General features: G+C 60.5%; 25 protein-coding genes. 9 read left to right on the top strand and 16 right to left on the bottom strand.

The window, feature by feature from the left end; genetic code table 11:
* Positions 1-36: 36 nt before the first annotated feature.
* Positions 37-807 (bottom strand): GntR family transcriptional regulator, encoded by a 771-nt coding sequence (locus ACSQ3E_RS10040; RefSeq protein ID WP_436122970.1) that lies wholly within the window; start codon positions 805-807, stop codon positions 37-39.
* 285 nt (positions 808-1,092) lie between these two features.
* Between ACSQ3E_RS10040 and ACSQ3E_RS10035 the strand changes: the two genes are divergently transcribed.
* The 4 genes from ACSQ3E_RS10035 (at position 1,093) to ACSQ3E_RS10020 (ending at position 4,961) form a co-directional block, all read left to right on the top strand.
* Positions 1,093-1,707, top strand: coding sequence for a YitT family protein (locus ACSQ3E_RS10035; protein ID WP_436122592.1), 615 nt, complete (start codon positions 1,093-1,095; stop codon positions 1,705-1,707).
* 613 nt (positions 1,708-2,320) lie between these two features.
* A complete protein-coding gene (locus tag ACSQ3E_RS10030) occupies positions 2,321-2,620 on the top strand; it encodes a hypothetical protein (protein ID WP_436122591.1) in 300 nt (99 codons plus the stop codon).
* A 165-nt stretch (positions 2,621-2,785) separates the two neighbouring features.
* Positions 2,786-3,316 carry a YcnI family copper-binding membrane protein gene (locus ACSQ3E_RS10025; RefSeq protein WP_436122590.1) on the top strand — a complete coding sequence of 177 codons (531 nt, stop codon included), beginning with the start codon at positions 2,786-2,788 and terminating at the stop codon, positions 3,314-3,316.
* 52 nt (positions 3,317-3,368) lie between these two features.
* The gene (locus ACSQ3E_RS10020; RefSeq protein WP_436122589.1) at positions 3,369-4,961 is read left to right on the top strand and encodes a copper resistance CopC/CopD family protein; all 1,593 of its coding nucleotides are present in this window, start codon (positions 3,369-3,371) and stop codon (positions 4,959-4,961) included.
* Positions 4,962-4,973: 12 nt separating this feature from the next.
* Here the strand turns inward: ACSQ3E_RS10020 and ACSQ3E_RS10015 are convergent, their stop codons facing one another.
* The 10 genes from ACSQ3E_RS10015 to ACSQ3E_RS09970 form a co-directional block, all read right to left on the bottom strand.
* The gene (locus ACSQ3E_RS10015; protein ID WP_067964940.1) at positions 4,974-5,297 is read right to left on the bottom strand and encodes a metal-sulfur cluster assembly factor; all 324 of its coding nucleotides are present in this window, start codon (positions 5,295-5,297) and stop codon (positions 4,974-4,976) included.
* Complete coding sequence (locus ACSQ3E_RS10010) at positions 5,294-5,815, bottom strand: DUF2249 domain-containing protein (protein WP_067964942.1); 522 nt, start codon at positions 5,813-5,815, stop codon at positions 5,294-5,296. The genes ACSQ3E_RS10015 and ACSQ3E_RS10010 overlap by 4 nt, the downstream gene beginning before the upstream one ends.
* 16 nt (positions 5,816-5,831) lie before the next feature.
* On the bottom strand, positions 5,832-7,178 hold the full coding sequence (locus ACSQ3E_RS10005; protein WP_436122588.1) for a hypothetical protein: 1,347 nt from the start codon (positions 7,176-7,178) through the stop codon (positions 5,832-5,834).
* Positions 7,179-7,352: 174 nt separating this feature from the next.
* The gene (locus tag ACSQ3E_RS10000) at positions 7,353-8,348 is read right to left on the bottom strand and encodes an FAD:protein FMN transferase (RefSeq protein ID WP_067964947.1); all 996 of its coding nucleotides are present in this window, start codon (positions 8,346-8,348) and stop codon (positions 7,353-7,355) included.
* Position 8,349: 1 nt separating this feature from the next.
* Positions 8,350-8,862, bottom strand: coding sequence for a nitrous oxide reductase accessory protein NosL (locus ACSQ3E_RS09995; RefSeq protein WP_067964949.1), 513 nt, complete (start codon positions 8,860-8,862; stop codon positions 8,350-8,352).
* Positions 8,859-9,686: an ABC transporter permease gene (locus tag ACSQ3E_RS09990; protein ID WP_067964951.1), complete on the bottom strand. Its 828-nt coding sequence runs from the start codon at positions 9,684-9,686 to the stop codon at positions 8,859-8,861. Before ACSQ3E_RS09990 ends, ACSQ3E_RS09995 begins: the two co-directional genes overlap by 4 nt.
* Positions 9,683-10,606 carry an ABC transporter ATP-binding protein gene (locus ACSQ3E_RS09985; RefSeq protein ID WP_067964953.1) on the bottom strand — a complete coding sequence of 308 codons (924 nt, stop codon included), beginning with the start codon at positions 10,604-10,606 and terminating at the stop codon, positions 9,683-9,685. The genes ACSQ3E_RS09990 and ACSQ3E_RS09985 overlap by 4 nt, the downstream gene beginning before the upstream one ends.
* On the bottom strand, positions 10,603-11,973 hold the full coding sequence (locus ACSQ3E_RS09980) for a nitrous oxide reductase family maturation protein NosD (protein ID WP_436122969.1): 1,371 nt from the start codon (positions 11,971-11,973) through the stop codon (positions 10,603-10,605). The genes ACSQ3E_RS09985 and ACSQ3E_RS09980 overlap by 4 nt, the downstream gene beginning before the upstream one ends.
* 5 nt (positions 11,974-11,978) lie before the next feature.
* The gene (nosZ, locus tag ACSQ3E_RS09975; protein WP_067964956.1) at positions 11,979-13,904 is read right to left on the bottom strand and encodes a TAT-dependent nitrous-oxide reductase; all 1,926 of its coding nucleotides are present in this window, start codon (positions 13,902-13,904) and stop codon (positions 11,979-11,981) included.
* A gap of 19 nt (positions 13,905-13,923) precedes the next feature.
* Positions 13,924-16,197 carry a 4Fe-4S binding protein gene (locus ACSQ3E_RS09970; protein WP_436122968.1) on the bottom strand — a complete coding sequence of 758 codons (2,274 nt, stop codon included), beginning with the start codon at positions 16,195-16,197 and terminating at the stop codon, positions 13,924-13,926.
* 260 nt (positions 16,198-16,457) lie between these two features.
* Between ACSQ3E_RS09970 and ACSQ3E_RS09965 the strand changes: the two genes are divergently transcribed.
* Together ACSQ3E_RS09965 and ACSQ3E_RS09960 are read left to right on the top strand one after the other, a co-directional pair.
* Complete coding sequence (locus tag ACSQ3E_RS09965; protein WP_436122587.1) at positions 16,458-17,300, top strand: ferritin-like domain-containing protein; 843 nt, start codon at positions 16,458-16,460, stop codon at positions 17,298-17,300.
* A gap of 11 nt (positions 17,301-17,311) precedes the next feature.
* Positions 17,312-17,509: a hypothetical protein gene (locus ACSQ3E_RS09960; protein ID WP_436122586.1), complete on the top strand. Its 198-nt coding sequence runs from the start codon at positions 17,312-17,314 to the stop codon at positions 17,507-17,509.
* Positions 17,510-17,627: 118 nt separating this feature from the next.
* On the opposite strand, the gene ACSQ3E_RS09955 is transcribed toward ACSQ3E_RS09960, so the two are convergent.
* Positions 17,628-18,047 (bottom strand): universal stress protein, encoded by a 420-nt coding sequence (locus tag ACSQ3E_RS09955; protein WP_436122585.1) that lies wholly within the window; start codon positions 18,045-18,047, stop codon positions 17,628-17,630.
* A gap of 350 nt (positions 18,048-18,397) precedes the next feature.
* On the opposite strand from ACSQ3E_RS09955, the gene ACSQ3E_RS09950 reads away from it, so the two are divergent.
* Positions 18,398-18,841 carry a pseudoazurin gene (locus tag ACSQ3E_RS09950; RefSeq protein ID WP_067967011.1) on the top strand — a complete coding sequence of 148 codons (444 nt, stop codon included), beginning with the start codon at positions 18,398-18,400 and terminating at the stop codon, positions 18,839-18,841.
* A gap of 92 nt (positions 18,842-18,933) precedes the next feature.
* The gene (locus ACSQ3E_RS09945) at positions 18,934-20,109 is read left to right on the top strand and encodes an NnrS family protein (protein ID WP_436122584.1); all 1,176 of its coding nucleotides are present in this window, start codon (positions 18,934-18,936) and stop codon (positions 20,107-20,109) included.
* Between the two features lie 17 nt (positions 20,110-20,126).
* Here the strand turns inward: ACSQ3E_RS09945 and ACSQ3E_RS09940 are convergent, their stop codons facing one another.
* Entirely contained in the window at positions 20,127-20,396 is a 270-nt protein-coding gene (locus ACSQ3E_RS09940) for a hypothetical protein (RefSeq protein ID WP_436122583.1), read from the bottom strand.
* A 50-nt stretch (positions 20,397-20,446) separates the two neighbouring features.
* On the bottom strand, positions 20,447-21,193 hold the full coding sequence (locus ACSQ3E_RS09935; RefSeq protein ID WP_436122582.1) for a DUF1194 domain-containing protein: 747 nt from the start codon (positions 21,191-21,193) through the stop codon (positions 20,447-20,449).
* A gap of 617 nt (positions 21,194-21,810) precedes the next feature.
* Between ACSQ3E_RS09935 and ACSQ3E_RS09930 the strand changes: the two genes are divergently transcribed.
* Positions 21,811-23,082, top strand: a complete 1,272-nt coding sequence (locus tag ACSQ3E_RS09930; protein WP_436122581.1) for an MFS transporter — start codon at positions 21,811-21,813, stop codon at positions 23,080-23,082.
* Between the two features lie 279 nt (positions 23,083-23,361).
* On the opposite strand, the gene ACSQ3E_RS09925 is transcribed toward ACSQ3E_RS09930, so the two are convergent.
* Together ACSQ3E_RS09925 and nirK are read right to left on the bottom strand one after the other, a co-directional pair.
* Positions 23,362-24,276, bottom strand: a complete 915-nt coding sequence (locus tag ACSQ3E_RS09925) for a formylglycine-generating enzyme family protein (protein ID WP_436122580.1) — start codon at positions 24,274-24,276, stop codon at positions 23,362-23,364.
* A gap of 66 nt (positions 24,277-24,342) precedes the next feature.
* Positions 24,343-25,446: a copper-containing nitrite reductase gene (gene nirK / locus ACSQ3E_RS09920; RefSeq protein WP_067964971.1), complete on the bottom strand. Its 1,104-nt coding sequence runs from the start codon at positions 25,444-25,446 to the stop codon at positions 24,343-24,345.
* Positions 25,447-25,514: the final 68 nt, after the last annotated feature.

Here is a 25,514-nt window from a genome sequence, read left to right as displayed (position 1 = left end):
TTGGGAGATGCCTGATGGATACTGAACGCCAGCAAGTCACGCATTGTTCCGATTTGGTCCGGCACGCTCGGCCAACATTGTAGGTGTCGATAGGCTCCGACTTTGCCAATCCGCGAGGCAGATCCGCGCATCGTCTGGGCGCATCTCGTAAAGGCGTTCGGCATATCCGCTCCGGATGGGCGCCATGCGGCGCCGCTCTATCATGATGGCAGCTTGGCGGAACTGGCCCCGCGCCAATAGATCCACCATCTTGCAGTTTTGCTCCGCCTGCACTCGGTAATCGGCATCAGGGCGAGCCAAGGATCTGACAATCTCCATCCGGCGAAGAAGCCGGGCGTGAATGGATCGAGCGACCTCATTTCCCGTCCATTCAATGAGCAGCGAATGAAAATCCTGGTCACATGACGGCTCACTCGTGCCCGGTTCCTCGGGTCGCCGAGCTTCGGCAACCCGGCGCTTGATCTCGGACCATTCGGCCTCGCCCAGATGCCTGACAAGATAGGCTGCTGCCGCCTGTTCGATCATGACCAAGGACTCGCAGACTTCCAACGCCTCGTTGAAGTCGGGCTTGGAAACGAACGCGCCTCGGTAACGTTCAATCACGACGAGTCCTTCGGTCCCGAGCAGAATGATGGCCTGGCGGACGACCGTTCGGCTGACACCGAATACTTCCGCCAGCGCTTGTTCGCAGAGCTTGGTGCCTGGCTTCAGAGAATGGTCCAGGATGGCATTGGTGACGGCCAAGGCAACTTCGCGCGCGAGACTGCCTGGCTTTTGACAGGGGCCATTGGCCGATATCCGAGACATCGACACAGATCGATCGCCTCGAACCGCTTGTGTCACTGATCCGTCCTGGGATGTCTGCATGGGCGCCGCGGTTGTTTCCAAGGCAACACGAGGCCACAGAACCCGGCCAATTACTTTGCGCTATATCAACTCCCTAGGAGAGATCGCGCCTCTCATTCCCTGTCGGTGCTGTTTGCGCCAGCACAACGAACCGTTCCCGCCAACGTGATTTGCCTGCTTCGATGGGCGATACCGTGCCTCCGGTTCTGGGAAACGGTGAAATCAACAGAGCCCGGGTACGAAGCGATGGATGAAGGAGCCGAACCGCACAAGCTCTACGAAGATGCGCTGGCGATGATCCTGGGCACGCTCTTTGTCGCATTGGGCATGATGATCTACGGCAAGACCATGCTGCTTGTCGGTGGAATGGCAGGCATGGCGCTGCTTTTGCAGTACGTCACCAACACGGGCTTTTGGCTCATTTTCTTCCTCATCAACGTACCGTTCTATGCGCTCGCGCTCGGGCGCATGGGCTGGCGATTCACGCTACGAACTTTCGTTGCTGTGCTGCTTGTTTCCGTGTTTTCACGCTTTACGACGTCATGGGTCGACTTCTCCCTCCTCGATCCGGTGTATGCAACGGTTATCGGAAGCGCGCTTTCCGGCACCGGACTTCTCATGCTGTTTCGTCACAAAACTGGACTTGGCGGGGTCAACATCCTGGCGATCTTTCTTCAGGAGACTTGGGGCGTGAGGGCTGGCTATGTCCAACTAGCCATCGATCTGGCGATTCTGACGGCAGCATGCTTTGTCCTAACGACAACCCATCTTGCGCTCTCGGTTCTCGGCGCCACGATCGTCAACATGATCTTGGCTATCAATCACAAGCCTGGCCGATACCGCGGCGTGTCCGCTGCCTGAGCACCCGTGTGCAGCTCAATTCGCTCACCAATTTGACCGGGGACAAACATCGCGAACGGGAGACGGGCTATATCAGCCGCATGTTCGATCGATGGCCACGAGCCACTCGAAGATCCTGAAGGAAACAGCGTGAAGCATCGGGGCAGAAAAACGAGCTGCAGGGTCGCGATAGCAGCGGCCTGCGTGCTCATTCTGCAGTCGATAGGCAGCGCGTTCGCGATCGGCTCCGCTGGGCCGCATCCTCAGCTCGACGCGTTCGGAAACTCGATTTGCGTCACAAGCGATGGCGGAATTCATTCGGGCGGCTCAGACGGAGAGAATTCGCAGCGGCCGGAATGCTGCACGATCAGCTGCAACATGTCGGTGCAGCCAACGGGTGTGCCGACGGACAGCGGTTGGATTTTCTTCGAGCCACATGTCAGCGTTTCCACAGGTACCCGACCTTGGCTGTACCGCCCGGCGCGGCTGTCGGCTGACGGAGCCGTTCATCCACGCGCGCCCCCGCTGCGGACCTGATCGCCGCGGACAATCCTCTCGATTTGCGATGTCGCCTCCACGCCTGACAACCTTGGCGTGGCCATGGATCCGCGTGTTCGTGTCCGAGGAGACGCCCATGAACAAGCCATTCCGTTCCATCAAGAGTTCGCCGGTCAACCTCCCTCGAGCCTCACGGCTCCGTAGCCTGGAAGAGCGGATCGGCATCATCGGCTTTGCAGCCGCGCTGATTTTCGCGATGGCGCATTCGCTTTGCGTGTCGGAGGGCCGAGGGATCGGTACCAACCGTTGGGAAGCGGCAATCATTACCGCAAAGAGCGTCGGCAACGACAACGGCACGCCGTTGCAGGCAAGTCTACGAAACAAGCAATCTTTCGTAGAGGCGATGGCCAAAGTGGTTGGCGAGCACCGCAACTGACGCGGCAACGGAGCCTACGTCCCTGTCAATCCTTCGTGCGGCCGACGCACGCAGACCGAGGCGGATAGCTCCTCCGAGGTCAGCCCGCTCGCACGACCCCCATACGTCACAACACAACACCTTTACTGAAACTCGGCCGGAAACCCGGCAATCTGGAGAAAACCGATGTTGAAACAAATTCTGGTCGCCGCTGCGGTGGCATCGATTGGTGCAAGCAATGCTCTTGCTCACGTGAGCCTCGAAACCAAGGAGGCCGCTGTCGGCTCGACGTACAAGGCCGTGCTTCGCGTACCCCACGGCTGCGAAGGAAAGCCAACGAATGTCGTACGGGTGAAGATCCCGGAGGGGGTCATTGCGGTCAAGCCGATGCCGAAGGCCGGCTGGACGCTGGAGAAAGTGAAAAGTTCCTACGCAAAGTCGTATGACCTTCACGGGACAGCGACCAGCGAAGGAATCACGGAAGTCGTCTGGACAGGCGGCAGCCTGGCTGACGACGAGTACGATGAATTCACGTTGCGGGCCTTCCTCACGACGGACCTCGCGGCCGGCGAGCCACTCTATTTCCCTGTCGTCCAAGAGTGCCCTGAGGGCGCCGCTGAACGCTGGATCGAGATTCCTGCGGCAGGGCAGAAAGCCGACGACCTCGAGCGGCCGGCTCCCGCCATTATGCTGCTGCACGAAGTCGGCGGACATTGATGACGCAAAGCGAGGCGCGCTCGGCGCGCCTCGCTTCGTCGGGAAACCGATCATGACCCGACACACACTCAGCGCTTGGAAGGCCATATCAAGCGGCCGGCTTCGTTCTCTGACGCTGGCCGTCCTGATCGGGTTCATGTCCGCAGTCCCTGCATTCGCTCACGCGTCCCTGATAGGGACGAATCCGTCCGACGGCGCCGTGATCGAGCGGCCGCCCGAGCTCCTGACGTTGAGGTTCAGCGAACCAGTCTCGCCGCTCTTGCTCAACCTCATCAAGCCAGATCGCACTTCGCTCAACCTTGCGGATTTCAAGGTTACTGACCGAAGCTTGAGAATCTTCTTTCCTTCATCGCCTATTGACGGCACCTACGTCTTGTCGTGGCGTGTCGTCTCCTCCGACGGGCACCCGATAGGAGGCTCGGTTGTCTTTTCGGTAGGCATTCCAAGCACTGCCTCAATGCCCAATTTCGAAGACAGTGGCCGTTCCGTCCGTATATCCATCTGGATTGGGAAGGTGGTGATGTACCTAGCCCTGTTTCTCGGGGCTGGAGGTGCGTTCGCAATATCGTGGATCACGAGAGGCGATCCGTCAGGCCGCATTCCTGTCGTTATGCTGGCGGCCTTCGGCATCGCGGGGTGCGGGCTATCCGCTGGCTCACAGGGGCTCGATGCCCTCGGCGCCCCGATGTTTCGCATGCTGGAGGCGGACACGTGGCATGCTGCGATGAACACGGCTTTTGGACCGACAATCATCATCGCGGTCATTGTTTTGGCTATGGCCCTCGGCAGCGTACTGTCAATTGGACTGCAGGCGCGGGTGCTTTCACTCGCTGCGTTAATTAGCGTGGGAATTGCGCTTTCGCAAAGCGGCCACGCCGCATCGGCGGAGCCCCGATGGCTCATGCGGTCGATGGTGTTCACGCACGGCGTCGGCATCGCGTATTGGACGGGCGCGCTCATGCCGCTCGGGCTTGTGCTGGCCCGTCGCCGCCCGGAGGCAGCCAATGCGCTCCTGCGGTTCTCAAGGACAATTCCGTACCTGGTTGCGGCCATTCTCGTGTCTGGCATCGTCATGGCCAGCGTGCAGCTGGAGCAACTTGCAGCACTGGTCAACACGGCCTATGGGCGCGTGCTCTTGGTCAAATTGTCGTTGCTTACGGCCCTCTTCGGCCTTGCCATCCTAAATCGCTGGAAACTGACTGTCCCGCCAGCCACGCGCCAACTGGTACGGTCCATTGCGGCAGAGACGCTTGTTGTCGTTCTGATCTTTGCCGTGGCCGCCGTCTGGCGCTTTACGCCGCCACCGCGAACACTGTCGATGGCCGCGGCGGACATCGCGATGGTGCACGTCCACACAGGGACGGCCATGGCCGATGTCACCGTTTCGCCCGGCCACGCGGGTCAGGTCAGCGTATCGATCGCTCTTGCGGCAGGTCCGGTTGAACCGCGGCAAGTCGAGCTCGTAGCCACACATTCGGAAGCCGGAATCGGACCTATGCGCCGCCGGGCGAGAAGGTGCCAGGACCAGTGGTGCGTAGACGGGCTGGTCTTGCCCGTTCCTGGAATCTGGGTCGTGCAGGTCGAAGTGCTGATCTCGGACTTCGAGCTCGAGAAGCTCGAAGGGAGCATCGAGATTACGCCTTAGGTACTGCGGTCGTTAGCCTGCAATGCCGAGCCGACTCATTGTGCCGGCGGTCATCATCGACGGACTCCACTCCGGTTCGTATGTCAGAGACACTTCGACCGACCCAATGCCGGGGACGCTTTTGGCGCTGTCTCGAGCCCCGTTCTTGAGGTAGGCGGCCGCCGGACATCCGCGCGTGGTGGTCGTCATCACGATGTAAGCCGCACCTCCTTCGTGAACCGCCACGTAATAGACAAGACCCAGATCGACGATATTGTCACCGAGCTCCGGATCTATCACCAAACGAAGCGCCTGCTTCACCCGGCCGGCAAGCGCGTCGGTCGCTTCGACCGTCATCCAACCCGCTCCTTCGCATTGATCCAAACCAGCAGACGATAGGTAGTACCGCCGGAATCGAAGCCTCCCTTCCAACGATGCCCCCGCTTCTCCAACTCGGGAAACAGGAAGACTGGCTCACGTCCGAGCAGGGCCGACATGACCTCTCCTGGCGCCATTTGCTCAACCTCGGCCAGGATGCGCACCATCGGCTCTGGCGGCTCCAGATCGCGATTGTCCAAGTGACGAACTGGCTCCGGCCACCTTTCCGACGACACCTCCTCGGCGGAACCGACAGGCCCGTGTTCGCCAGACGGCCTGAACAGGACCTCCCAGTCCCCGTCGCCGATCTCTCTTGCTTCGTAGTCGAACCCTCTTGAAGCAAGCACCTGTAACAGCGGAATGGGCTTGAAGGGCGCGACAAGCCTGAGGCCAACGTCGGGCCCGAGCGATGCCACCGTCTCCATTATCTTGCCGAATGGTTCGTCGCCCGCCGCAAGCAGCGGCCGTACATCGAGGTCTACGAATGTCGTGGTCATAAATGTCAACCTTCTCTCATTGTGCCGCGGACCACAGCATGGGCGGCCTGCGAACACCTGATGGCATTCCAGCTTTGGGCACGTCGGCCAAATACCTGACGCGCACGAGCTCGCCTACAATGCCAAGGGTCGCGACGAGCATGGCCGCCGCAGCCGCTTGAAATGCCCCAGGGTACCCAAATACAAGCGCCGCAGCGCCCAACCATACCGCAATAAAGTACAGCAGAAACCACTTCCCGGCCCGTGGTTCAACGACGAGATCCTGCACACGAGGCGTCGGCATCTTGCCTAGAACGGGGCCGTAGCATTCGAGCCACGTCAGAAATGCTACGATCTTGTAAAGCTTGGCCAGCCCCAGTCCCGAAAGCCAGCCGAATGCGAAAAGAAAAGCGATCGGGGCGGAATACCTCTGCATCTCCGACAGGAGCGTGGCGATCACAGCGAGCAGGACTGCGGCCGCCAAGGAAACGAAGGCAAGGGTGGCCATGCGAGCGTTCAATTCGATTGTTCGACGCTTGCGCGCACGATAGACGTGGAGAATATCCCGGCCGTAGAACGCCATGGCACCCAGGCCTGGGGCACCGGCTGCGAGTAGCACCAGATCGCGACTCCCGCCAAACCAGACGGCAACGACAGCTCCAGGCATGCCAATCAGGAGGGCGCATGTCCCGAGATAAAGCGCCGCGCGGCTGCCGCGCCTGTCGAGCTCGGGCGCCAGCATGAACATGGCCAGCAACTTGTAGCTCACGCCCATCGCGCAGAATCCAAGCCAGCCTCCAAGTCCGGTTATAGCGTGAATGGGAATGCCTGCCGAAGCGAGTTCGACGAGATGCTCCTCGTCCGCAATGCCTCCCCGCACGAGGGCGAACGTAACGCCTAAGGCCGCAGTCAGAGCGAGGCTTGCCAGTCCGACAACCACGAAGCGTGCTGGGATGGGTAGTGGGCGACCTTTCAACAGCGTGACAAGCAGGTTCCCAAGCACTAGCCCAAATCCCATCACCAGAAGCAGGCTCGCAGCAGCGAAAAACGATGGCGTCGCGGCTATTCTTCCCTCCAGCGCCAGAAAGCCGAGCAAGAGCGCCACCAAGCCTGACACCAAGCAAACGAGAGCCGACAAGGGTGCAGCATCGCTGTAAAGAGGACGAGCTATCAGCACGGGCACGAACTGAAAAAGCGCGCCGCACATCAGAAGGCTCAACCACCCGAGCACGGCCAGATGCACGACCACAAGCGTCTGCGGCGATTCGACTGGAACGTGAGGGAAACCGTAACCGACAGCCATCAGCGCCAGCGCCAGAAGCAATGCCAACAAGGCGGCGGCGAAGTACGACACTGTCCATCGCGACAGGGATGCGCCGATCATTGAACTCCCCTCAGGACCGGGCTGCGATCCGACGCGGCCACGCCATAACCGTCCTCACGATCCCCGAAATTTCCGCGCGACCTCCGCAACAGCGGTTGACCTTCAGCGATGTCGCTGCAAGTTCCGATACGCATCTCGGGCACTGGGCGGGCCCATGCTCGAATATCCGCTCCGTCATGTTTGCATCACCAGTTCGGGACCGCCGACTTGCGCGATGCGGACGTCGATCCTTCCAATCTTCTTGGCAGCCGCAGCGATGGAGGCTGTGTCCATCAGGCTGAAAGCCGTTGACAGGGCATCTGCGTCGGCGGCTTCCACGGCGACCACCGTCAGGCTCCTGTAGCGATGAGCCGGCAGGCCAGTTCGCGGGTCCAGGAGATGGTTGAAGCGGCCATTGCTGTCGAAATGGAACCCAGAGGGACTCGTCGTCGCTACCGCTCGGTCGACGACATCCAAGACCGCGAGTTGGCGGCCCGCGTCATCCGGGTCGGCGATCGCGACCTGCCAGCCGTTGCCATCCGGGCGCATGCCGACGGCACGGCACTCGCCCATGTCCACGAGGCAGGAACCTATGCCTCCAGCCCGCAGTAGCGTCACGATGCGGTCTGTGATGTAGCCTTGGGCAACGCCATTGAGGGTGAGCGCCATGCCAGCGGCGAGTTCAATGCGGTCGCGGCTGAAAACGACTCGGTCAAACCCGACCTTGCTCCGCGCCTCTCGGAGAACGCGGTCCGATGGGCCTGTCGCATCGGCATCGGGAACTGAGAAGTGTCTTTGGTAGGCTGACCAGAGCGGCTGGATCGTCGGATCGAAAGCGCCCTCGCTCAACGTCCAATAACCGCGGCATTTGGCAAGCAGGTCGACCAGTTCCTCAGGCGGAGCTACCAGCGAGTGCTGCCGATTCAGCGAAACCAGGATCGAGTCCTCGCGATAGAGGCTGAAGATTCGTTCGAGGCGCCGGACCTCTGCAGCGACCTGTTCTACCAACGCCTGCGCATGCGCGCGGTCGTGGTGGTGAATTCTCAATTCAGCGGGCGCACCCAGCGCCTGCCCGCGCCAATCCACGGCGTGGGCCGGGACTGCGACAGCGGAACCGAACGGCACTAGACTCAAGCCCGAGGCGGCAGCCAATATCCCGATTGCGCGACGACGGTTCACGAACGAGGCCATGTCAGCCACCCGCCTGGCTTTTGCCAAGCACGTATTCGGGTGGAATCCTGGCGAAATCTACGATCTCACCGCCGTGCATCGACACGAAAACCCGGGCTGCGGTTTCAGACGAAAAAGGAATCGTTTCTTCGGCACCCATGCCGCCCCGTTTGGAGCTGCGGATAACAAAGAATGCCTTCCTGGCGTCAATCCAGTTCTCTGGGCCCGGCTCTTCCCAGGTCGGAGCTGCTGCCATGTCAGAGACGAAGATAGCAGCGACGTTCTTTGGCTCTTCTGGCAGCATGGTGAACGCAACGGCATCGCGCGCAGACGAGAACCAGATCGGTTCAGCTATGCGACCCAGCACGATCTGTCCCTTGGGTCCTGGGTGCTCCAGGACGTTCATGCCGCAATAGTGGCCGATGGCGCTTTCCGTCAGGGCAAAAGGCTGCGGCGTCTCCGCCTGTTCTTCGGCACCGCAGCCTGCCAGAAAAAGGACCGCAGCGAACGTGCAGGCAACAGCGGCGAGTCTCATAGTTCTCTCCTCGAAAACACGACCGTGGCCATCGCCAAGGGGATGATCGTCCATCCGGCAAGGGCCGCGACCAAAATGGCGGGCGTGAGTGCGCTGCTCTGTGCAATGCCACCCATCCCAGACAGCAATCCTGCGCTGCCGGATCCGAGATTCAGCAGGCGGTAGACATCGGTTGGATTGAGCAGGAGCAGCGTATCCAACAGACCGCCACTCAGGTTGCGGCCTTGATCCACCACCAGCACCCCCAGCAGCCCCATGTCGTAGATGAGGACGAAAAGCAGCCAGGCGCCGATCGCTATTCCTCCGGCTGTCCCGCGCTCCCGCACCAGCGCGCTCACCAGGTAGCCGATCGCGATGAACCCAGCGCCAAGCATTACCGAGGCGCCGATCATGGACAGGAACGCCCACCAGCTTGCTGCGTCGATGGCCGCACCAGTTGCCGCCAGCGCCGCGGCGGCCGCGCCATAGCCGAGAAGGGTAGCGAACGACAGTATCGCCACATGCCCGACAAACTTCCCGATAATCACCTGCCAGCGGCCAACCGGATAGCTCAACAGCAGCAGCATGGTGCCCCGTTCCATCTCGCCGACGATGGCATCGTGGGAGATCAGGAGAGCGATTAGCGGCACGAGGAAGATGGTCAGGCTGGAAAGGCTGACGATGACCACGTCAAGTGCGCCGACGGCGACAATGCCCGTCGGTGCGCTGCCAAGGAACGTCAATGTCAGCGCAAGCGCGGCCAGCAACAGCGTTGTCGCCAGGACCCATCGGTTGCGAAGGGCCTCCTGCACCTCTTTCCGGGCGAGGATCAGTATGTTTTTCATGGCAGTGCGTCCTGCGTGCTCAAGAAATGCGCGTAGAGCTCGTCAAGGGTCGGCGGGATCAGGTCGAGATCGGCAACGGGCGCGCCTTCTGCGGCAGCTCTGCGCAGGAGCTGGATCTTGTCTTCCGGGGCCGCGTCGATTTCCAGCATGTGGCCGTTGACCCGTTGCCACCTGCCCGTGTCGCTGATCCAGCGCTCGACCGTGCCGGGTTCGCGGTCTGCGAGCTTCAGGCGGATGCGCGTGGGCAGCCGCGCGATATGGCGCAGTTCGTCTATCGTGCCGTCCGCGATCTTGATGCCGCGGTTGACGATGATTACGCGGTCGGCCTTTCCCTCGAGTTCCGTGAGGGCGTGCGACGACAGCAGGACGGTGGTTCCTTGGGATTTCAGCTCATCGATGATTGCGTAGAAACTGCGCCGCAGCGACGGATCGAGCCCAGTCGTCGGCTCGTCGAGCAGCAGAACTTGCGGACTTCCGAGAAGCGCCTGCGCCAACCCCAGCCGCTGGCGCATACCCTTGGAGTAGGTCCCTACCCGTCGGTCCATCGCCGCGCTCAGCCCCACCCGATCCAGCAGTTCCGGGACCTGGCAGAGGGCCGCGCGCTTGAGCCGAGCGTAAAACGCCAGCGTCTCGCGCCCTGTCAGCGCCATGTTGAACGAAACGTTCTCCGGCAGGTAACCCAAGCTCTTGCGCGCGGCAAATTCGCCTGCCGCCGGGTTTTCCCCCAACACGCGGACATTGCCGGCGCTCGGCCGGATAAGGCCCAGCATGAGCTTGATAAGGGTAGTTTTGCCGGCGCCGTTGTGCCCCACCAGCGCTATGGTCTCGCCTGCGTTCAACGCGAGCGATACAGATTTCACGGCCTCATGGCGGCCATAGGACTTTGCCACGCGTTCAACACTTACGGTTTCGCTGCTCATCGCGCTGCTCCCCGCAGTTCTGGAGGCGCCATCAGCGGTCGGCTGTCCACCACGCCGCCCGGAAGCAGCGCCGGAAACTGCGCCTGAGCCCATCGGATAACTTGAATCGCCGGGCTGTTGACGAGAACTTTCGCCTGGGGAGCCGTCCACAGGACCTTGTCGATCAAATCGTTGGGACGATAGAGAGCGTCGCCGATGCCGTCGGAGTCGAGGTCGAAGGCCGGATTGTCGCTCCAATAGTTGCCGCGTCCGTCAACCTGCCAGTCGAGATCCCGGGTCCCGACATACTTGACCTGATTGCGGTTCCTGACGAAGGCGTTGCCGGACATGGTGTTGCCTTCGGACCCGGCCGTGAAATGGATGCCGATCTCGCAGCCCTCGAACCAGTTCTCGCGGAAGACGTTCTTGTTGGCATTGTAGATGAAGACGCATTTCTCCGGGCCGATCCGCATGGCGGAAGACGACGGCGCGTCGGCGGCAGCGGCCGGCAGGCCATGCTCGCTAGTCTGCTGTCCAGCCGTCCTCCATCGTTCCTCCGATTGGGGACGCCCACGCACGACGTTGCCCGATATCTGCGAGCCGTTGGCGTAGTTGAGCAGCAGGCCCCGGTCTCGGTCGCCGTCCGACAGATTGTAGGTGACCTTGAGCCTGCTGGAATACATGATCGCGTAGCCGACGGCGTTGCCCAGCGAGACGTTCCCGCTGATCTCGCTGTCGTTGGTGTACATGTAGTGGATCGCGAAACGCACGCTGCGGAAGCGGTTGCCACTGAAGACGTTTCGCTTGCTAGTCACTGAGAATATGCCGTCGCGGCCAAAGCTGATGTCATTGTCGATGACTTTGGCTCCAGGCGCGTTCCAGACCGAGACGCCGTTCCCGGCCTCATTCGTGCGGCCCTCGCGCATCCCGACGATACGGTTGCCCTTGGCGACCGCGTCCGGGGAACCGTGGAGATAGATTCCGTAGAGATTTCCGACGATCGTGTTGCGCTCGACGATGGCCGCGCTCGCCGTCTTGGTGACGAACACTCCGGCATCCATCGCTTCCATGTCCGTGCCCGAACCTTTTATCTCGAGACCGCGCACAGCCGAATTCGGCGCCCGCAAGGTCACGACGCTGCCGTGGCCGCTTCCCATCAAGACAGCTCCGGGAGCGCCCTCCAGCGTCACCGCCTTCCGGATCTCGATCGGTCCCTTGTGCTCGCCACTCAAGAGCGTCACGACGTCGCCCGGCGACGCCGCGTCGACAATGGCCTGTACGTTTCCGTTCCCCGCCGGGACCACGATGTTGGCCGACCAGGCTGGGCCAGAGAGGACGGCGACAATCGCCGCCGCCCCCATCGCTGTGAATGCTCCCGAACGGGTCATGGCCGTCAAGCGCCCTGCGGCTCGACGAACATGCGGCCCTTCATCTCCATGTGCATGGCATGGCAGAACCACGAACAGTAATACCAGTACACGCCTGGCTGGCTCGCGGTGAAGGTGACCGACGCGGTCGCCTGCGGCGCGACCTCCATATTGATGCCGTAGTTGATGATGCTGAACCCGTGGGTGAGATCCTCCACTTCGTCGATGTTGGTTACGTAGACTGTGACCTCGTCGCCCTGCTTTACCGAGAAGCTCTCGAGGCTGAACGCCGGCGCCGCCGACGTCATGTAGACGCGCACCTTGTTGCCATCGCGGATGACTTCCGCCGCCGACATCAGGTCGATCCCGTCAGCCTTCGCCTGTTTGACCGCATCGGCGAAGAACGGATCTTCACGGTTCCATACATGAACGGGATTGACCTTGGAGCGGTGCACCAGGGTTGCGTCATGCGGTTCCGCGAAGGTCGGGTTGTCATGCACCAGGACCATCTGGTCGCCGGAGATGTCGATGAGCTGGTCGTTCTCCGGCTTCAGCGGCCCGACGTTGAGGTAGCGATCCTTCGAGAACTTGTTCAGCGAAATCAGCCACTTGCCATCGGCCTCTTTGGTCTGTCCCATCGAGGTGTGGTTGTGGCCGGGCTGGTAGTGGACGTCCAGCTTCTGGCGGATGGGGTCGACCGCCTCCCCCTTGAAGGCCCGCTTGGCGTCGTCGATGTTCCACTTGCAAACCTGGCTGTCGATGAAGAGCGTCGTGTAGGCGTTGCCCTTGCCGTCGTAGGCAGTGTGCAACGGCCCGAGTCCGAGTTCTGGCTCGGCGACGACGGTGTCACGGGGCTGGATCTTATCGTCGAACAGCTCGTCGAACTTGCGCACGTCGAAGACCGTCACAGTCGGCGACAGCTTTCCGTTGGCGACGACATGGATTCCATCGGGCGCGGTATTGATGCCATGCGGGCTGTTCGGCACTGGAACATAGCGGGTGTAAGGCGAGCCCTTGCGACCGTCGATCACCGGAACGCCGTTGATCTCCTTGTAGTCGCCCTTGGCGACGGCATCCTCGATGCGCTTGAGATTGAAGATGACGACCCAGTCCTGCTCCTTTTCCATCATCTCGGCGAGGTTCACGCCCTCTTCCGAGTTGTAGCAAGTGGCGAAGCAGTACTTGCCCTGATAGTCGGCATCAACGTTGTCGAGGTTGCCGTCGACCATCACCTGCCAGGCCACCTTCATCGTCTCGCCGTCAACGGCTGTGAAGATCGCGTGATACTGCTTGTGGTCGTCGAGCACTTTGCCGTCGTTGGGGATCGGCACCCGGTCTTCGCCGTTGCAGAAGACGTATCCGGTCTTCGGATACTTCTGCACGCGGAGGCCGTGGACGGTGTGCTGGTTCGGGAGTTGGATGATCTTGTCGCATTTCATCACGTCGAGACGAATGCGGCAGACGCGGGTGTTGGCCTTGTCGTTGGCGAACAGATAGCGGCCGTCGTAGGTTCCGTCAGTGAAGGAGGGGTGAGGATGGTGCAGGTCGCCGTTGAGGTAGATCCCGCCCTTGTCCTTCAGGAACTCCTTCGTGTTGGGAAGCAGTCCTTCGGTCAGCACCTTGCGGCTCTCGTTCGTCTGGCCCCATCCGGTGGCGCTGCAGCGGTTGAAGACCGGAATGCGCATCATTTCGCGCATCGAGGGTGCGCCGACGATACGGACCTCGCCCGATTGGCCGCTGGAAAAGAAGACGTAGTATTCGTCGAGTTCGCCGGGCTTCACCTCATAACTTCCGCCTTCGCCGCTCGGCGCAGCAGAAGAGGACTGAGCGGCGGCGGGCGATACGGCTCCGCCTGCCAGCGTCAGGGCTCCGCTCACGGCGGTTGCGCCCGCGGCTACGCTAGTGCCCAGCAGCTGTCGCCTATTCAGTCTGTTGATTTGCTCGTCTGACATTTGAGCCTCCTTTTTTCGCTCATGGCTGTTTCGTCGGCTCGGCTTTCCCCGGCGCTGGGGGAATTGGAGCGCCCCGATGGGTGATTACAGGCTTTGCAGGTCCGCGATCGTTGTCGCTGCGCAAGGAAGGCGACGAAAGCGCCTGGAACTTTTCGCGCTTCAGCCGCACCTGGATCATGTGCGGGCAGCGATGGTCGTCGTGGTAGAGTTCCTGGCAATGCATGCAGTAGATGCATTCGTTGACGTTGATCTGGCCTTCCGGATGAATTGCCTGCACCGGACATTCCTTGGCACAGCGCTGGCACGGCGAGCCGCAATCCGGATAGCGCTTGAGCCATTCGAACATCCTGATCCGGCCAGGGATGGCGAGCGCTGCGCCCAGCGGGCAGAGGTAGCGGCAGTAAAACCGCTCGACGAAAAGTCCGAGTGACAGGATCGTCAGCGCAAAGATCACGAATGGCCATTCCCGCGCGAATTTAAGGATGATGGCCGTCTTGAACGGCTCGACCTCCGCGAACATTTCTGCCAGCGCGACGGAGTAGAAGGAGAGCCCGAACAGCCCTAGGAAGATAATGTACTTGATAGGCCACAGCCGCTCATGCAGCCCGAAAGGCACCTTCAGCTGAGGCACTTTCAGCCATTGGGCCAGATTGTTGGTTAGCTCCTGCAAGGCGCCGAAGGGACAAAGCCAGCCGCAGAACGGCCCGCGCCCCCAAAACAGCAGGCCTGCCGCGACCGACGCCCACAAGACGAAAACGAGGGGCGCGGAAAGGAAGAACTCCCAATTGAAGTTGGTAATCAGGGAGTTTGTGAAGGTCAGCACATTGACTACGGACAGCTGCGCATTGGCGTACCAGCCGAGCCAAACGAGCGTGAACAACAGAAAGCCGCGACGCACCCAGCCAAAAAGCTTCGGCCGCCGCACAAGCCAATCCTGGAAAAAGAAAATGGCGGTAAGGACAAGAAGCCCTAACACCGTGATGCCGATAGACACGGTGTTCATCTTCCACATCCTGACCCAGAGCGGCTCTTCGTCTGGAAATGTTCCGGCGCTGGCGTCAGGCTGGGCTGCGGGCGATGCGGCTGTCGAAGGCTGTGACTGAGCCACCGGCGGTGCCGGCGGCTCATTCACGGTCAGGTATTGTTTCGGCAGCGTATAGCCGACGTTGAAGGGAAGCGTCGCCTTCTCGCGTGCGCCAAAGCTGCGCTGCACCAGCAACTGCAGTTCCCAAGGCTCGGTCAGGTCCAGCGAAAACTCCGGCGGCACGACGAACAATGCGATCTCTCGCAGCCGCGGTGCGCCGGCCGCTGCCAGATCGCCGAGGCGGGAGTGATTGCGGTCGCGGAAGCGTACTCCTTGTCCATCCTGGAGGAGTTCGATCCGGTCGAAAATGCCTCCCCGGACGTATCCGGATCCCTTGAACGAATAGAGCCCGTCCCCGGCAACAACGATCGCCTGCTGGCCAGGCTTTAGCATCGACTGCATCCGCTCGAACCCGCTCTTGCCGAGCAGGCTGAGGCCTATCGACGGTACACTGACTGGAGCGATGTAAAGTTCCATGAAACGGTCGCCTGGAGTGTTCGATTCAGGCCGTGCGGCGGCCTGCGCCAAGCCAGCCTGCTTGAACGCCTCGGTAACTTCGCCCACCGACAGCTGCAGTTTTCGGACCGAGCCGTCCCCGACGAGAGCCTCCCAATCGTGGCCTTCGCGTTTGGACAGGTCGAGCTTCGTCGTCGCAGCGTGGGCGGGAGCGGACGCCAGTCCTGCTTCCCCCAGTCTGTTGCTTCGGATCAGCTTAACCGCCGACCGCACGATGCTGTCGCCCATCACGAGCACGGTAACCGTTGCGCCGCTGACGATGTCCACCTGGGGCGGTCGTTCAGCGCCCGCTGCTACCCGCCCCATGTCCTTGCCTATGAGCGCGTTCAGCGCGGCGACCACCTTTTTCTCGGGGATGCCAATGAGGACGATGGGCTCCTTGTGGTCAACGAGCTTGAACCCACGGACAACGCCGTGCTTGTCAATGCCGACCAGGATATGGATCGGCTTGCCGGAATAGCCGACCGCGCTGGTGAAATCCGAATTGAGGTAGACGTACCCCAGGATGTCGTCGCCTCGATATACAGGGGCGAGCGGCGGCTCTCCTGCAAGTTCGCCGAACCGTTCGGCGCCCTGGAAGAACTCGCCGGGCTGCGCCTTGGGCAAGAATTCGGCAACCCGGCTCGCCGCTGAAGCGTCTGCCAGTTGCCCAAATATAACGAAGGCGATTGCAGTAACTGCCAAGGCGGCCATCAAGGTTCTGGCGGCTGCCTTCTTGGCTTGGGGGAGAAATGCGCTTGTCACGATCGAATTCCGGTTCGGCCTAGCGACTTCGCCAAGGCTCGTCTTTTGCCCACGGGGTGGTTGCCCACGCGACGAGACTGCAACCGCATGCAGGTCGCTGGCTCGAGAGCGATAAAGACGGCTTAAGCCCGCGCGTCTTTGATCCAGCGCAAACTGAAGGTCAGCATCCCGTTCTAGGTTGTTCCAAAGTTCGTGCTGGGAGGAAGTTCATGTCGGTTCTGAAATGGGAGCCCTATGTGTCCGTCGATACGATGGACGAGCTAATCGCCCTCGCCTATGCGATGGAGCAGGAGGCCGCCTCGGGCTATTCAGAACTGTCTTCCAGAATGCGCAAGGAAGGCCGGACCGATCTCGCCGTCGTTTTTGACAGATTGGCCGCGGAGGAAAGGCAACACATCGACAACGTCACGCACTGGTCCCACCAGGTCAGCGGCAAGCAACCAGAACAATCACGGATCAGTTGGCAGCTCTCCGACGTTTTCGACGATGAGGGAGCGGGAACCATCGCACCCGAGCTGCTGAACGGCTATCGGGCGTTCTCGATGGCGGTGCGCAACGAAGAGCGCGCCTTTGTCTTCTGGACCTACATGGCCGCGCGCGCACCGACAAACGAGTTGCGGGAGGCAGCGGAGACGATGGCGAGGGAGGAGCTGGGGCACGTAGCCACGTTGCGCCGGGAGCGAAGGCTGGCGTTTCACAAGCAGCGGACCGCATCCAAAAGGACGGCTTTCGCTTGGGACGAGATGGAGCTTCGGCTTTCCGAACAGCTTGAAGTCGCGGCTGCCCGCGGAACTGCCGCCGAGGGAACACGGCTGCGGGAGCTTGCGCGCCAAGCACGGATGCGCGCGGATAGCCTGGCGAGATCGCCGCTTGGCCATTCGCCCCTGCTGCAAAACACACCAAGCGCAGGCTCGCTGGGGATGGCGGCACTTTGCGAGCTGCTCCTGGACTGCTATCTCGATTTCGGCGAACGGCTTCCGACTGAATTGGAACGCAATCGCGCCCAGAAGTTCGCGGCTGCTACGGTTCACTGCCTTAGCGCGATCCGCTGACAGGACCAAAGATGGACAAATATGAGAAAGAGGCCCTCGATGCCGTCGACCGTTATCTCGACCTCATCAGTCCACCGAATGTAGTTTCTGTCGTTGCGGCCGTTGCTGACATAATCGCCCAACTTCCGGCGAGCGGGATGGATGAAGCCCAGCTGCGACAGCTAATTGTTGCCCGCGCCGATTCTCGAAACTTGGCGACAAATCAATAGCGCTTGGACGCGTCTCCTCAGAGAGGCGATAGCTATCTTTCGGCGCTCCGTGCAATGGCAGACCGCGCTGGCGCTTGGCGTCGGCGCGGCACTGCAGGCCTGGGTAGTTCGCACGGCTCTACCGTACGACAAGCACCGGAATCTTGGAGAGGTGGACAACTTCCGCGGTTTGGCTTCCGAGCAAAAGCCTGCTCACACCACGTCGGCCGTGGGATGCGATAACGATGAGGTTGCATCCCCGATCTTGTGCTGTTTTGACGATCGCTTCCGCGGGCGATGCATGCGACGCCAGCACTACTTCGATGGTCACGCCCATCTTAGCGGCCGCTTCTTTTGCCAAATTCAAGGCAGCATCAGCATGATGTTGCTGAGCTTCAGTCCATGACCCGATTGTAGCGGGGCTGTGCAGTGGGTAGGGCTCCGCCACCGTTATCACAGTCGCTTTGCTGCCAAGGCTCTTCGCTAACGTCAGGCCGTGGTCGACACCCTTCTGCGCAAGTTCCGAGCCATCCGTGGTTATGAGAATGTTCGTGTACAAAACTACCTCCACTGCTGTGGTTTTGTGGCTATCGTGCATACGGCACTGTGTACCCCAAGAAGAAAAAATAGATTGATCTGTGTCAATCGTCTTGCGGGAGTCTTGCCCGTTACCCTCTGGGGGAAAGACGGTTCGTGTCGTGCGAACTACCATCCGCGAATTCCTTCTCCGAGGGGCCAAACCTCCCACAAACATCGAACTTCAACCGTCTTCGGTAGTTAGCCATCCCGAAGTCGCGCCACTTCCAAGGTTTTCTTGCCGAATTTGCGCAATCGCAAATTCCCTCGACGGCAATCGGAGTAGTGAGAGGCAACTGCTGACGCAGCCATAGATCGCTAGAAAGGCACATGATGAAATTCCTCCTCCACCTCACGACTGCCGTTTCGCTCTTCGTATTCGCTGGCGGCGCCAATGCTGCGGAACACGTGGTCCAAATGCTCAACAAGGGCGAAAAGGGCGCAATGGTCTTTCAGCCGAACTTCGTTCAGGCAGCGCCTGGCGACACAGTGAAGTTCGTGCCGACCGATAAGTCGCACAACGCCGAGTCCATCAAGGGCATGATCCCTGAAGGCGCCGCCGATTTCAAAAGTAAGATGAACGAGGAGATCACGGTGACCCTCGACAAGGAAGGCGTCTACGGGGTGAAGTGCACTCCCCACTACGGCATGGGCATGGTCGCCCTCGTGGTTGTCGGCCAGCCAGTCAACGCCGATGCGGCCAAGGCCGTCAAGCAGACCGGGAAGGCCAAGGCAGCGTTCGCCGAACTCTTCGGCCAGGCGGTAGCCGCCAAGTAATTACGCTCTCCTCCTGGCCTCAATTACCCTCGCTGAGGCCGACCGGGCGGACATTTCTTGACCGCCCGGTTCTTTTTTTGAAAGTCGCAAGAATGGGAATTCCAAGACTACGGTCCTACAAAGGACCAGCAATACTGTCGTACGGGTTCAGGCCATTCTTTCTGCTCGGGTCGTTGTACGCGGGACTCTCGATCCTGTTCTGGCTCCCGCTTTATGCTGGCCACCTTGAGACCTACAGCCTTCTGGCGCCACTGGACTGGCATGTTCATGAGATGCTGTTCGGCTATCTGGCGGCGATCGTCACTGGTTTCCTGCTCACTGCCATTCCGAACTGGACGGGCCGCCTGCCCGTTCAGGGATTTCCCCTCTTGGGTCTCGTGGTGATCTGGATCGCAGGCCGCCTCGCGGTGTTTTTCTCGTCTGCCATTGGCTGGCAAGTGGCGGCGATGGTGGACGCGGCATTCCTTGGCGCAGTGGCTCTGGCGGCCACCATTGAAATCGTTGCGGGCCGAAACTGGCGCAATCTGAAAGTGCTGCTGCCGCTGGCTATGCTTCTGGCAGCAAACGTATGTTTCCACCTTGAAGCTCATTATCTCGGCCTTTCCGACACGAGCCGACGGCTTGGCATGAGCGCCGCGGTGCTGCTGGTCATGATCATCGGCGGAAGGATCATACCGAGCTTTACGCGGAACTGGCTTGTCCGGCAGAATCCGGGACGCCTTCCCGTGCCTTTCAATCGCTTCGACGTGGTCTCTCTTGCAGTCGGCGCGCTTGCGCTCGCCGCATGGTGCTTCGCTCCAACCAGCGTAGTTACGGCCGTTGCGCTAGGGATGGCGGCCGCTTTGCAGTCGGTACGCCTGGCGCGATGGGCCGGTGACCGGACCATCAAGGATCCACTGGTCCTGGTCCTCCACCTCGCCTATGGATTCATTCCGGTGGGTTTCACTCTCCTGGCGGCTTCTATCGTGCTTCCCGAGAGCCTGCCTGTCGCAGCGGGGATACATGCCCTTGGCGGCGGAGCCATCGGCGCCATGACACTTTCCGTCATGGTACGCGCCACGCTGGGTCACACCGGGCGGCCGCTAAAGGCAGGACACGGAGCAGCTTTCCTGTTTGCGGCCATCATCGCGGCTGCAGGTTTGCGCATTGCGGCCGTCTTTCTCCCGGAACTCCATCTGATCGAGATCGCAGGAGCGGCATGGTCGGTCGCGTTCCTGGGATTCGCAGCGCTCTTCGGGAAGGCTTTGTTGCAACCCAAACTAACGTAACAGGTGCAGAGGTTCCGCTACAGCAGCGTGACGCGGGTGTCGTCACTGAAATGGAGCACCCGCTTCAGACACTGGCTAAAGTAGTACTCCTCCATGAAGCGCCCTGAACGGTGGTTCCGGTCGATCAGCAGATCGATGAAATCGGCCTGGAGCTCGTTCCATCTGGCGAGAGCGTTCTCTCCTTGGTCGAGCTTCCGAGCGAATCCTTGATGGTTTATCGGCCGCAGGTACACGGATCGGATAGGGTAAGAACTGGTGGTTTTGCTACCGAATGCCGGAAATTTCATCCACAAGAATTCGAAAGAAGAGGTGCGAGGAGTGATCCGCGACCGGGACGTTACTCTCGGACGACGACCATTTCCTTGCTGGGTGGCCGGATCGACAGACTGATCTCAGCAACGAGTTTTCGGCGGAGCGCTGCCGCGTAGTCGGTTGTCGTGGATGGCGCGATGACAAATGCTCTCGGACCACCAATGACATTGTTGTCGAAATATTCGGTGAGATCGTAAACAACGCTGCGTATCATCTCGGGAATGGCGATTGCGTTGATTGTGTAACCCTTGGCAATCGCCCGCCGTCGGCTCACTGCAACGGGCAAGCCGTCATTGTTGGTGCCATTGGCCGAGATATCGATGACCTTGCTGGCGGCTGATCCAACGTAACTGTCGAGCAGCATACAGCCGAGATCGATGGCGAAGGAAATGGAGGTCGCGCACGTCTGTTCACATCCGAGGCCTCTATCGCCTTCCTTCAGGATGATCGACGCCACGGCTTGCGCATCCTTAAGGCCACAGACACTTGTCCACGGCACCACCGAACGCGCATGCCCAGAACTTGCCCATTCGACATAGGTTACTGCGATGCAACCGGTGCTGTTGCGGGTAATGGCTGCGACGACCTCGGGCGAAGAGATTGCTGCGGCATGGCCTTGGCGTTGCAGGTTGGCGGTGGCGGGATCGATGGATGCCGAGACGTCGACCGCGAACACAATCGCCGCATCAACGTCAGCAGCATTTGCCTGCGGTGTATAAAGCGCCGATGCAGCAAGCATCGCTCCCAGCGGGGCAGCGAGGTTCGCGCTCATTGTCAGGCACCGTCTGGAGGTGCGAAGAAGCAGTTTGCGTCTCTCTTGGTGGGATGAAGGCAGATGTGATAATCGCGTTCTCCCGACGCAATTTCGTTTCCATATGGGATCAGAAACGTCTGCCTTCGTGTAATCTGGCAATGATCGCCAGGGTAGAGGGTCACAACGAAGCCGTTCAGCCTTGTCTTGACCGCAGCGTAGGGTATTCGCTGGCAATCTCCCTCAATGGGGTCACCCCCGCAGCATGCCGGAGGATAGGTCCAACCGGTGTCGGCTCCGTGGGCTTGCGCCTGGTCGTGATTGATCGCCAGAACGAGGGCTGTCGCAACCGCAACTGAGCCTAAAAGGTTCCCGATTGCGTCTCTGGTACGAAACCGCACCACGCCCATCTGGCCCCCCAAATCCCTGAGGTGAACAGGACTAATGCTACGCCTCGCTTCGAGCTTATGACAGGTAGCCGAAAGAGCTAGGCGATCCGAGGAGTTCAACATCTAGATGTGCTATAAGACGCATCGTGTTGAGGACGAGGATGCATTCATAGCGGCAATGACGGTCGAAATCCCCCCACCTCCGCCCAACGCCACTCAGACGCGGGCTGCGAACTCCGGGATTGCGCAGTGATCCATTCATCTCCGCGGATCGCCCTCGGGCTCAAGCAAAACTGGCGGCAGTTTGCCCTGCTTGTGGTGATCAATGCCTTTGTCGGCGGCATGGTGGGCATTGAGCGCACTGTGGTGCCACTCATAGGTTCCGAAGTATTTGGCATTGCCTCGACGACATTAGTCGTCTCATTCATTGTCAGCTTCGGCGTGGTAAAAGCCTTCGCTAATCTACTCTCCGGCCAACTCGCTGACAGATGGGGGCGCAAGCGCGTGCTCATCCTCGGCTGGCTCTTTGGCCTTCCGGTGCCCTTCATGATCCTTTGGGCACCCAGTTGGAGCTGGATTATCGCCGCCAATGCATTGCTGGGAGTCAGCCAGGGACTGGCTTGGTCGATGACCGTGATAATGAAGGTCGACCTCGTCGGTCCCAAGGGTCGCGGCCTCGCCGTCGGCCTCAATGAGTTCGCAGGCTACTTCGCGGTTGGCCTGACCGCATTCCTCTCCGGGTACCTCGCGGGGCGATATGGTCTACGACCAATTCCGATCTATGTTGGCGTGGTGTACGCGGTTCTCGGGTTGGCCTTGTCGGTTCTGCTGGTGCGCGACACCCGCCCCCATGTCCAACTGGAAATGGCGAACCATCCAAAGGAAGAATCCCCTCTCAGCTTTCGGGAAGTGTTCGCCCTGACGACCTTCCGCGACCGCAATCTCTTTGCGGCCTCGCAGGCGGGGCTCGTCAACAACCTCAATGATGGTATGAGTTGGGGCATCTTTCCGCTCTTTTTCGCCGCCAACGGACTCGGCGTGGAGAAGATAGGCATCCTGAAGGCCGTGTACCCTGGGGTGTGGGGACTGTTTCAAGTGCTGACTGGACCGCTTAGCGACCGTTGGGGGCGGAAGGGTCTGATCATTGCTGGAATGTGGGTGCAGGCAGTGGCACTCATGATGACAGCTCTCACCAGGGACTTCGGCTGGTGGCTGGTGGCAAGCCTGTTGCTCGGCTTGGGAACGGCAATGGTCTACCCCAGCCTGATTGCGGCTGTTTCGGATGCCTCACACCCTTCGTGGCGCGCCAGGTCACTGAGCGTGTACCGCTTCTGGCGTGATTTGGGGTACGCCATCGGAGCGCTGTCGGCCGGACTTATCGCCGATACCTTCGGACTTCCTTGGGCCATAGGGTCGATTGCAGCGCTCACTTTTCTTTCAGGGGCGATTACGGCGCTGGTAATGCGGGAAAGGCTGACGGCAGTGGCCGATCATGTATCGGCTAACCATTCCACGGGATAGTTCAGGCCGCTTTTCGTTGCACCTCCGCTGCATAGCCTCCAAGAATGCCATTCCAGCCGTGCTCAGACTCGAAGGTCTGACGGGCAGCCTCGGCGGTCTCTCCCATATTCTCAAGTAGCCGATGCACAAGTTCCACTCTCGTGTATTGCTCGCTCTCTTTGAGGAAGCACGCCCCCAACGCCAAAACCCCCAAATCCCGCCGGAGTATAGAAAAACTGACTGGCTGCATTGTCAATGAACCACCCTGCGTGCGCCGGATCACGTGTTCGGCATGGGAAGTCAGGCGCCGAACATTTCGCGCCGTAGCCTCCGGATCTGCGCCTGGAAATCGGCTATGGTCATGGCAGCAGGCCGTTCCCGCACCAGCCGGAAGCCCAGATTGTCGGGCGGCAAGCCGACAGCACATCCACCGCTCTTTCCATCACGGATGAAGTTCGACATGTATGTCCGGTGGAATCCCTCGACGACATGAACACCGCAATTCTCAATAGACGTTTCGGCGGCCCTGCCGTCTGCGGCCATGGTGACACGAGCATAACATGTCGACGTCCATTCCCAGACGTTGCCCGCGATGTCTGCCACGCCCTTGGAGTTCACCCCAAAAGAGCCGCGGCTCCTCGGCACAGGGTCTGCTTTCCGCTCCAAGTCCACCTCCCGCTGGTAGCTCGACAGCCAGGCGCGAGCGGGATTCTGCGCGTCTTGTTCCAACGGTTCGATGTCGCTCCGAAACCGTTCGCTGGCGGCATGCGCCCATTCCTCATCAGTTGGCAACCGCCATGTCTCTCCGGTCGCCTCGGAATACCAGCGAGCATATGCCTCGGCGTCGAGGTAGCTCACTCCAGTGACCGGAACGTCGCCGCTTCCTTCAGCATCGGCTGCCTCGCAGGCGCCGAGGCTGACACAGCGCTCGTACTCGTCCAGGCTCACTTGATACTTCATGATTTCTAGTGGCTGACTGATGGCGACCCGCTTTCGCGGTGCTGGAACAGGGCGCTCGTTCATCAGAAATTCGCCAGGCTCGGCGTGCGAGAAGAGTCCAGGCGCGGCCGCGACGGTGATCGCTGCCGGAGTGCGAGCTTGGCTATGTTTCGGACCGTCAGTCCAATTCAGCAGGGCAACGGCTCCGGCCGTCATGATGGCAGCAGCGCTGCCGATTAATGTTAGCGTATTGACTGGCATGGTGGTGGCCTTCAACGAAACGCGACCCGCCGGGGGCAATCCGACGGGTTCGCGCTCGCTTCCATTGTTCAGGTCCTGTTGTCAGTTCATCGGGATCGGTCTGGGCGCGTCGACCTGTTTCATCAGGTCGTCGTTCCACTCGCCTTCGACAGTGAAGTGAGCAGTCGCACCCAGTTCGACAGCTTCGATGAGATTGTGATTCACGTACGCGTAGACGCCGGGCTGAAGGAAAGTATACAGCGCAGCACCTGCGGATCCGCCACGGATGAACCAGGTCTCAAGGTCCTTTGCCGGAGGGTTGGCAAACTTGCCTTCTTCCCAGACATAGTCCCCATGCCCGCCGATCAAGTGCGGCCGGGTATCGCGATTGGCCTGCGAGTGGACGATCATGACGGTTTCGCCGACCTTCGCCGTCATGGCGTTCTTGCCCGTGAGGGAGCCGACCTTGCCGTTGAAGACCACGTGGGTCGGGATCAGGCCGCGCATGACCTTGAGCGTGTCGTCATAGCTTTCGCCGAGGGACTCATACTTCTTGTATTTGCCGTTCTCGTCCCGCGGAATGTAGAACTCGTTCTCTCCGACGTAGAAGATCTTGTCGTAGCGAACGGGCTCGCCCTTTTCATTCTTCAGTCCTTCACGCGGCAGGACCATCACGGTCCCGCTCATGCCCGAAACCACGTGCCACGGGATCATGCCTTCCGGCGCGCAGTGGTAGACGAACGTCCCGGTGCGCGTGGCCTTGAACCGCAGCGTTACCTGCTCGCCTGGATTGACGTGCGTAAGCGCCCCGCCGCCAAGCGCGCCCGTCGCGGCATGGAAGTCGATGTTGTGGGGCATTTCGTTCGTCTCCGGATTGACCAGAGTGAGTTCCAGGTAGTCGCCCTCGTGCACGACCATCATCGGTCCGGGGATCGAGCCGTTGAACGTCATGCCCCTGAGCGTGGTGCCTTCGTCATCGATCACGATCGGCTTTTCTTCGATCTTCATCGTGAACTCGACGACCTTTGGGCCGCCGTTGGCCACCTGGTCGTGTTCATGGACGAAGGGCGGTGCAACGAGCGATACCTTCTGGCGAGGAAGGGCCGCGATGTCCGCGGTCTGTGCCTGGGCCGCAAAGGCAGGTATCGCGGCCGCCGCGGCAGCCGCTACGACTGCTCCGATGAGGGCTTCGCGTCGCGTGAACATTTTAATCTCCTTGTGAATGTCGTTTCGACAAGGAGAACGATATGACTGGTCCCGATCCTGCTCTTTGT

Source organism: Aminobacter sp. LjRoot7 (assembly GCF_964252895.1).
GTDB lineage: Bacteria > Pseudomonadota > Alphaproteobacteria > Rhizobiales > Rhizobiaceae > Aminobacter > Aminobacter aminovorans_B.
This window is presented reverse-complemented; position numbering and strand designations above follow the sequence as displayed.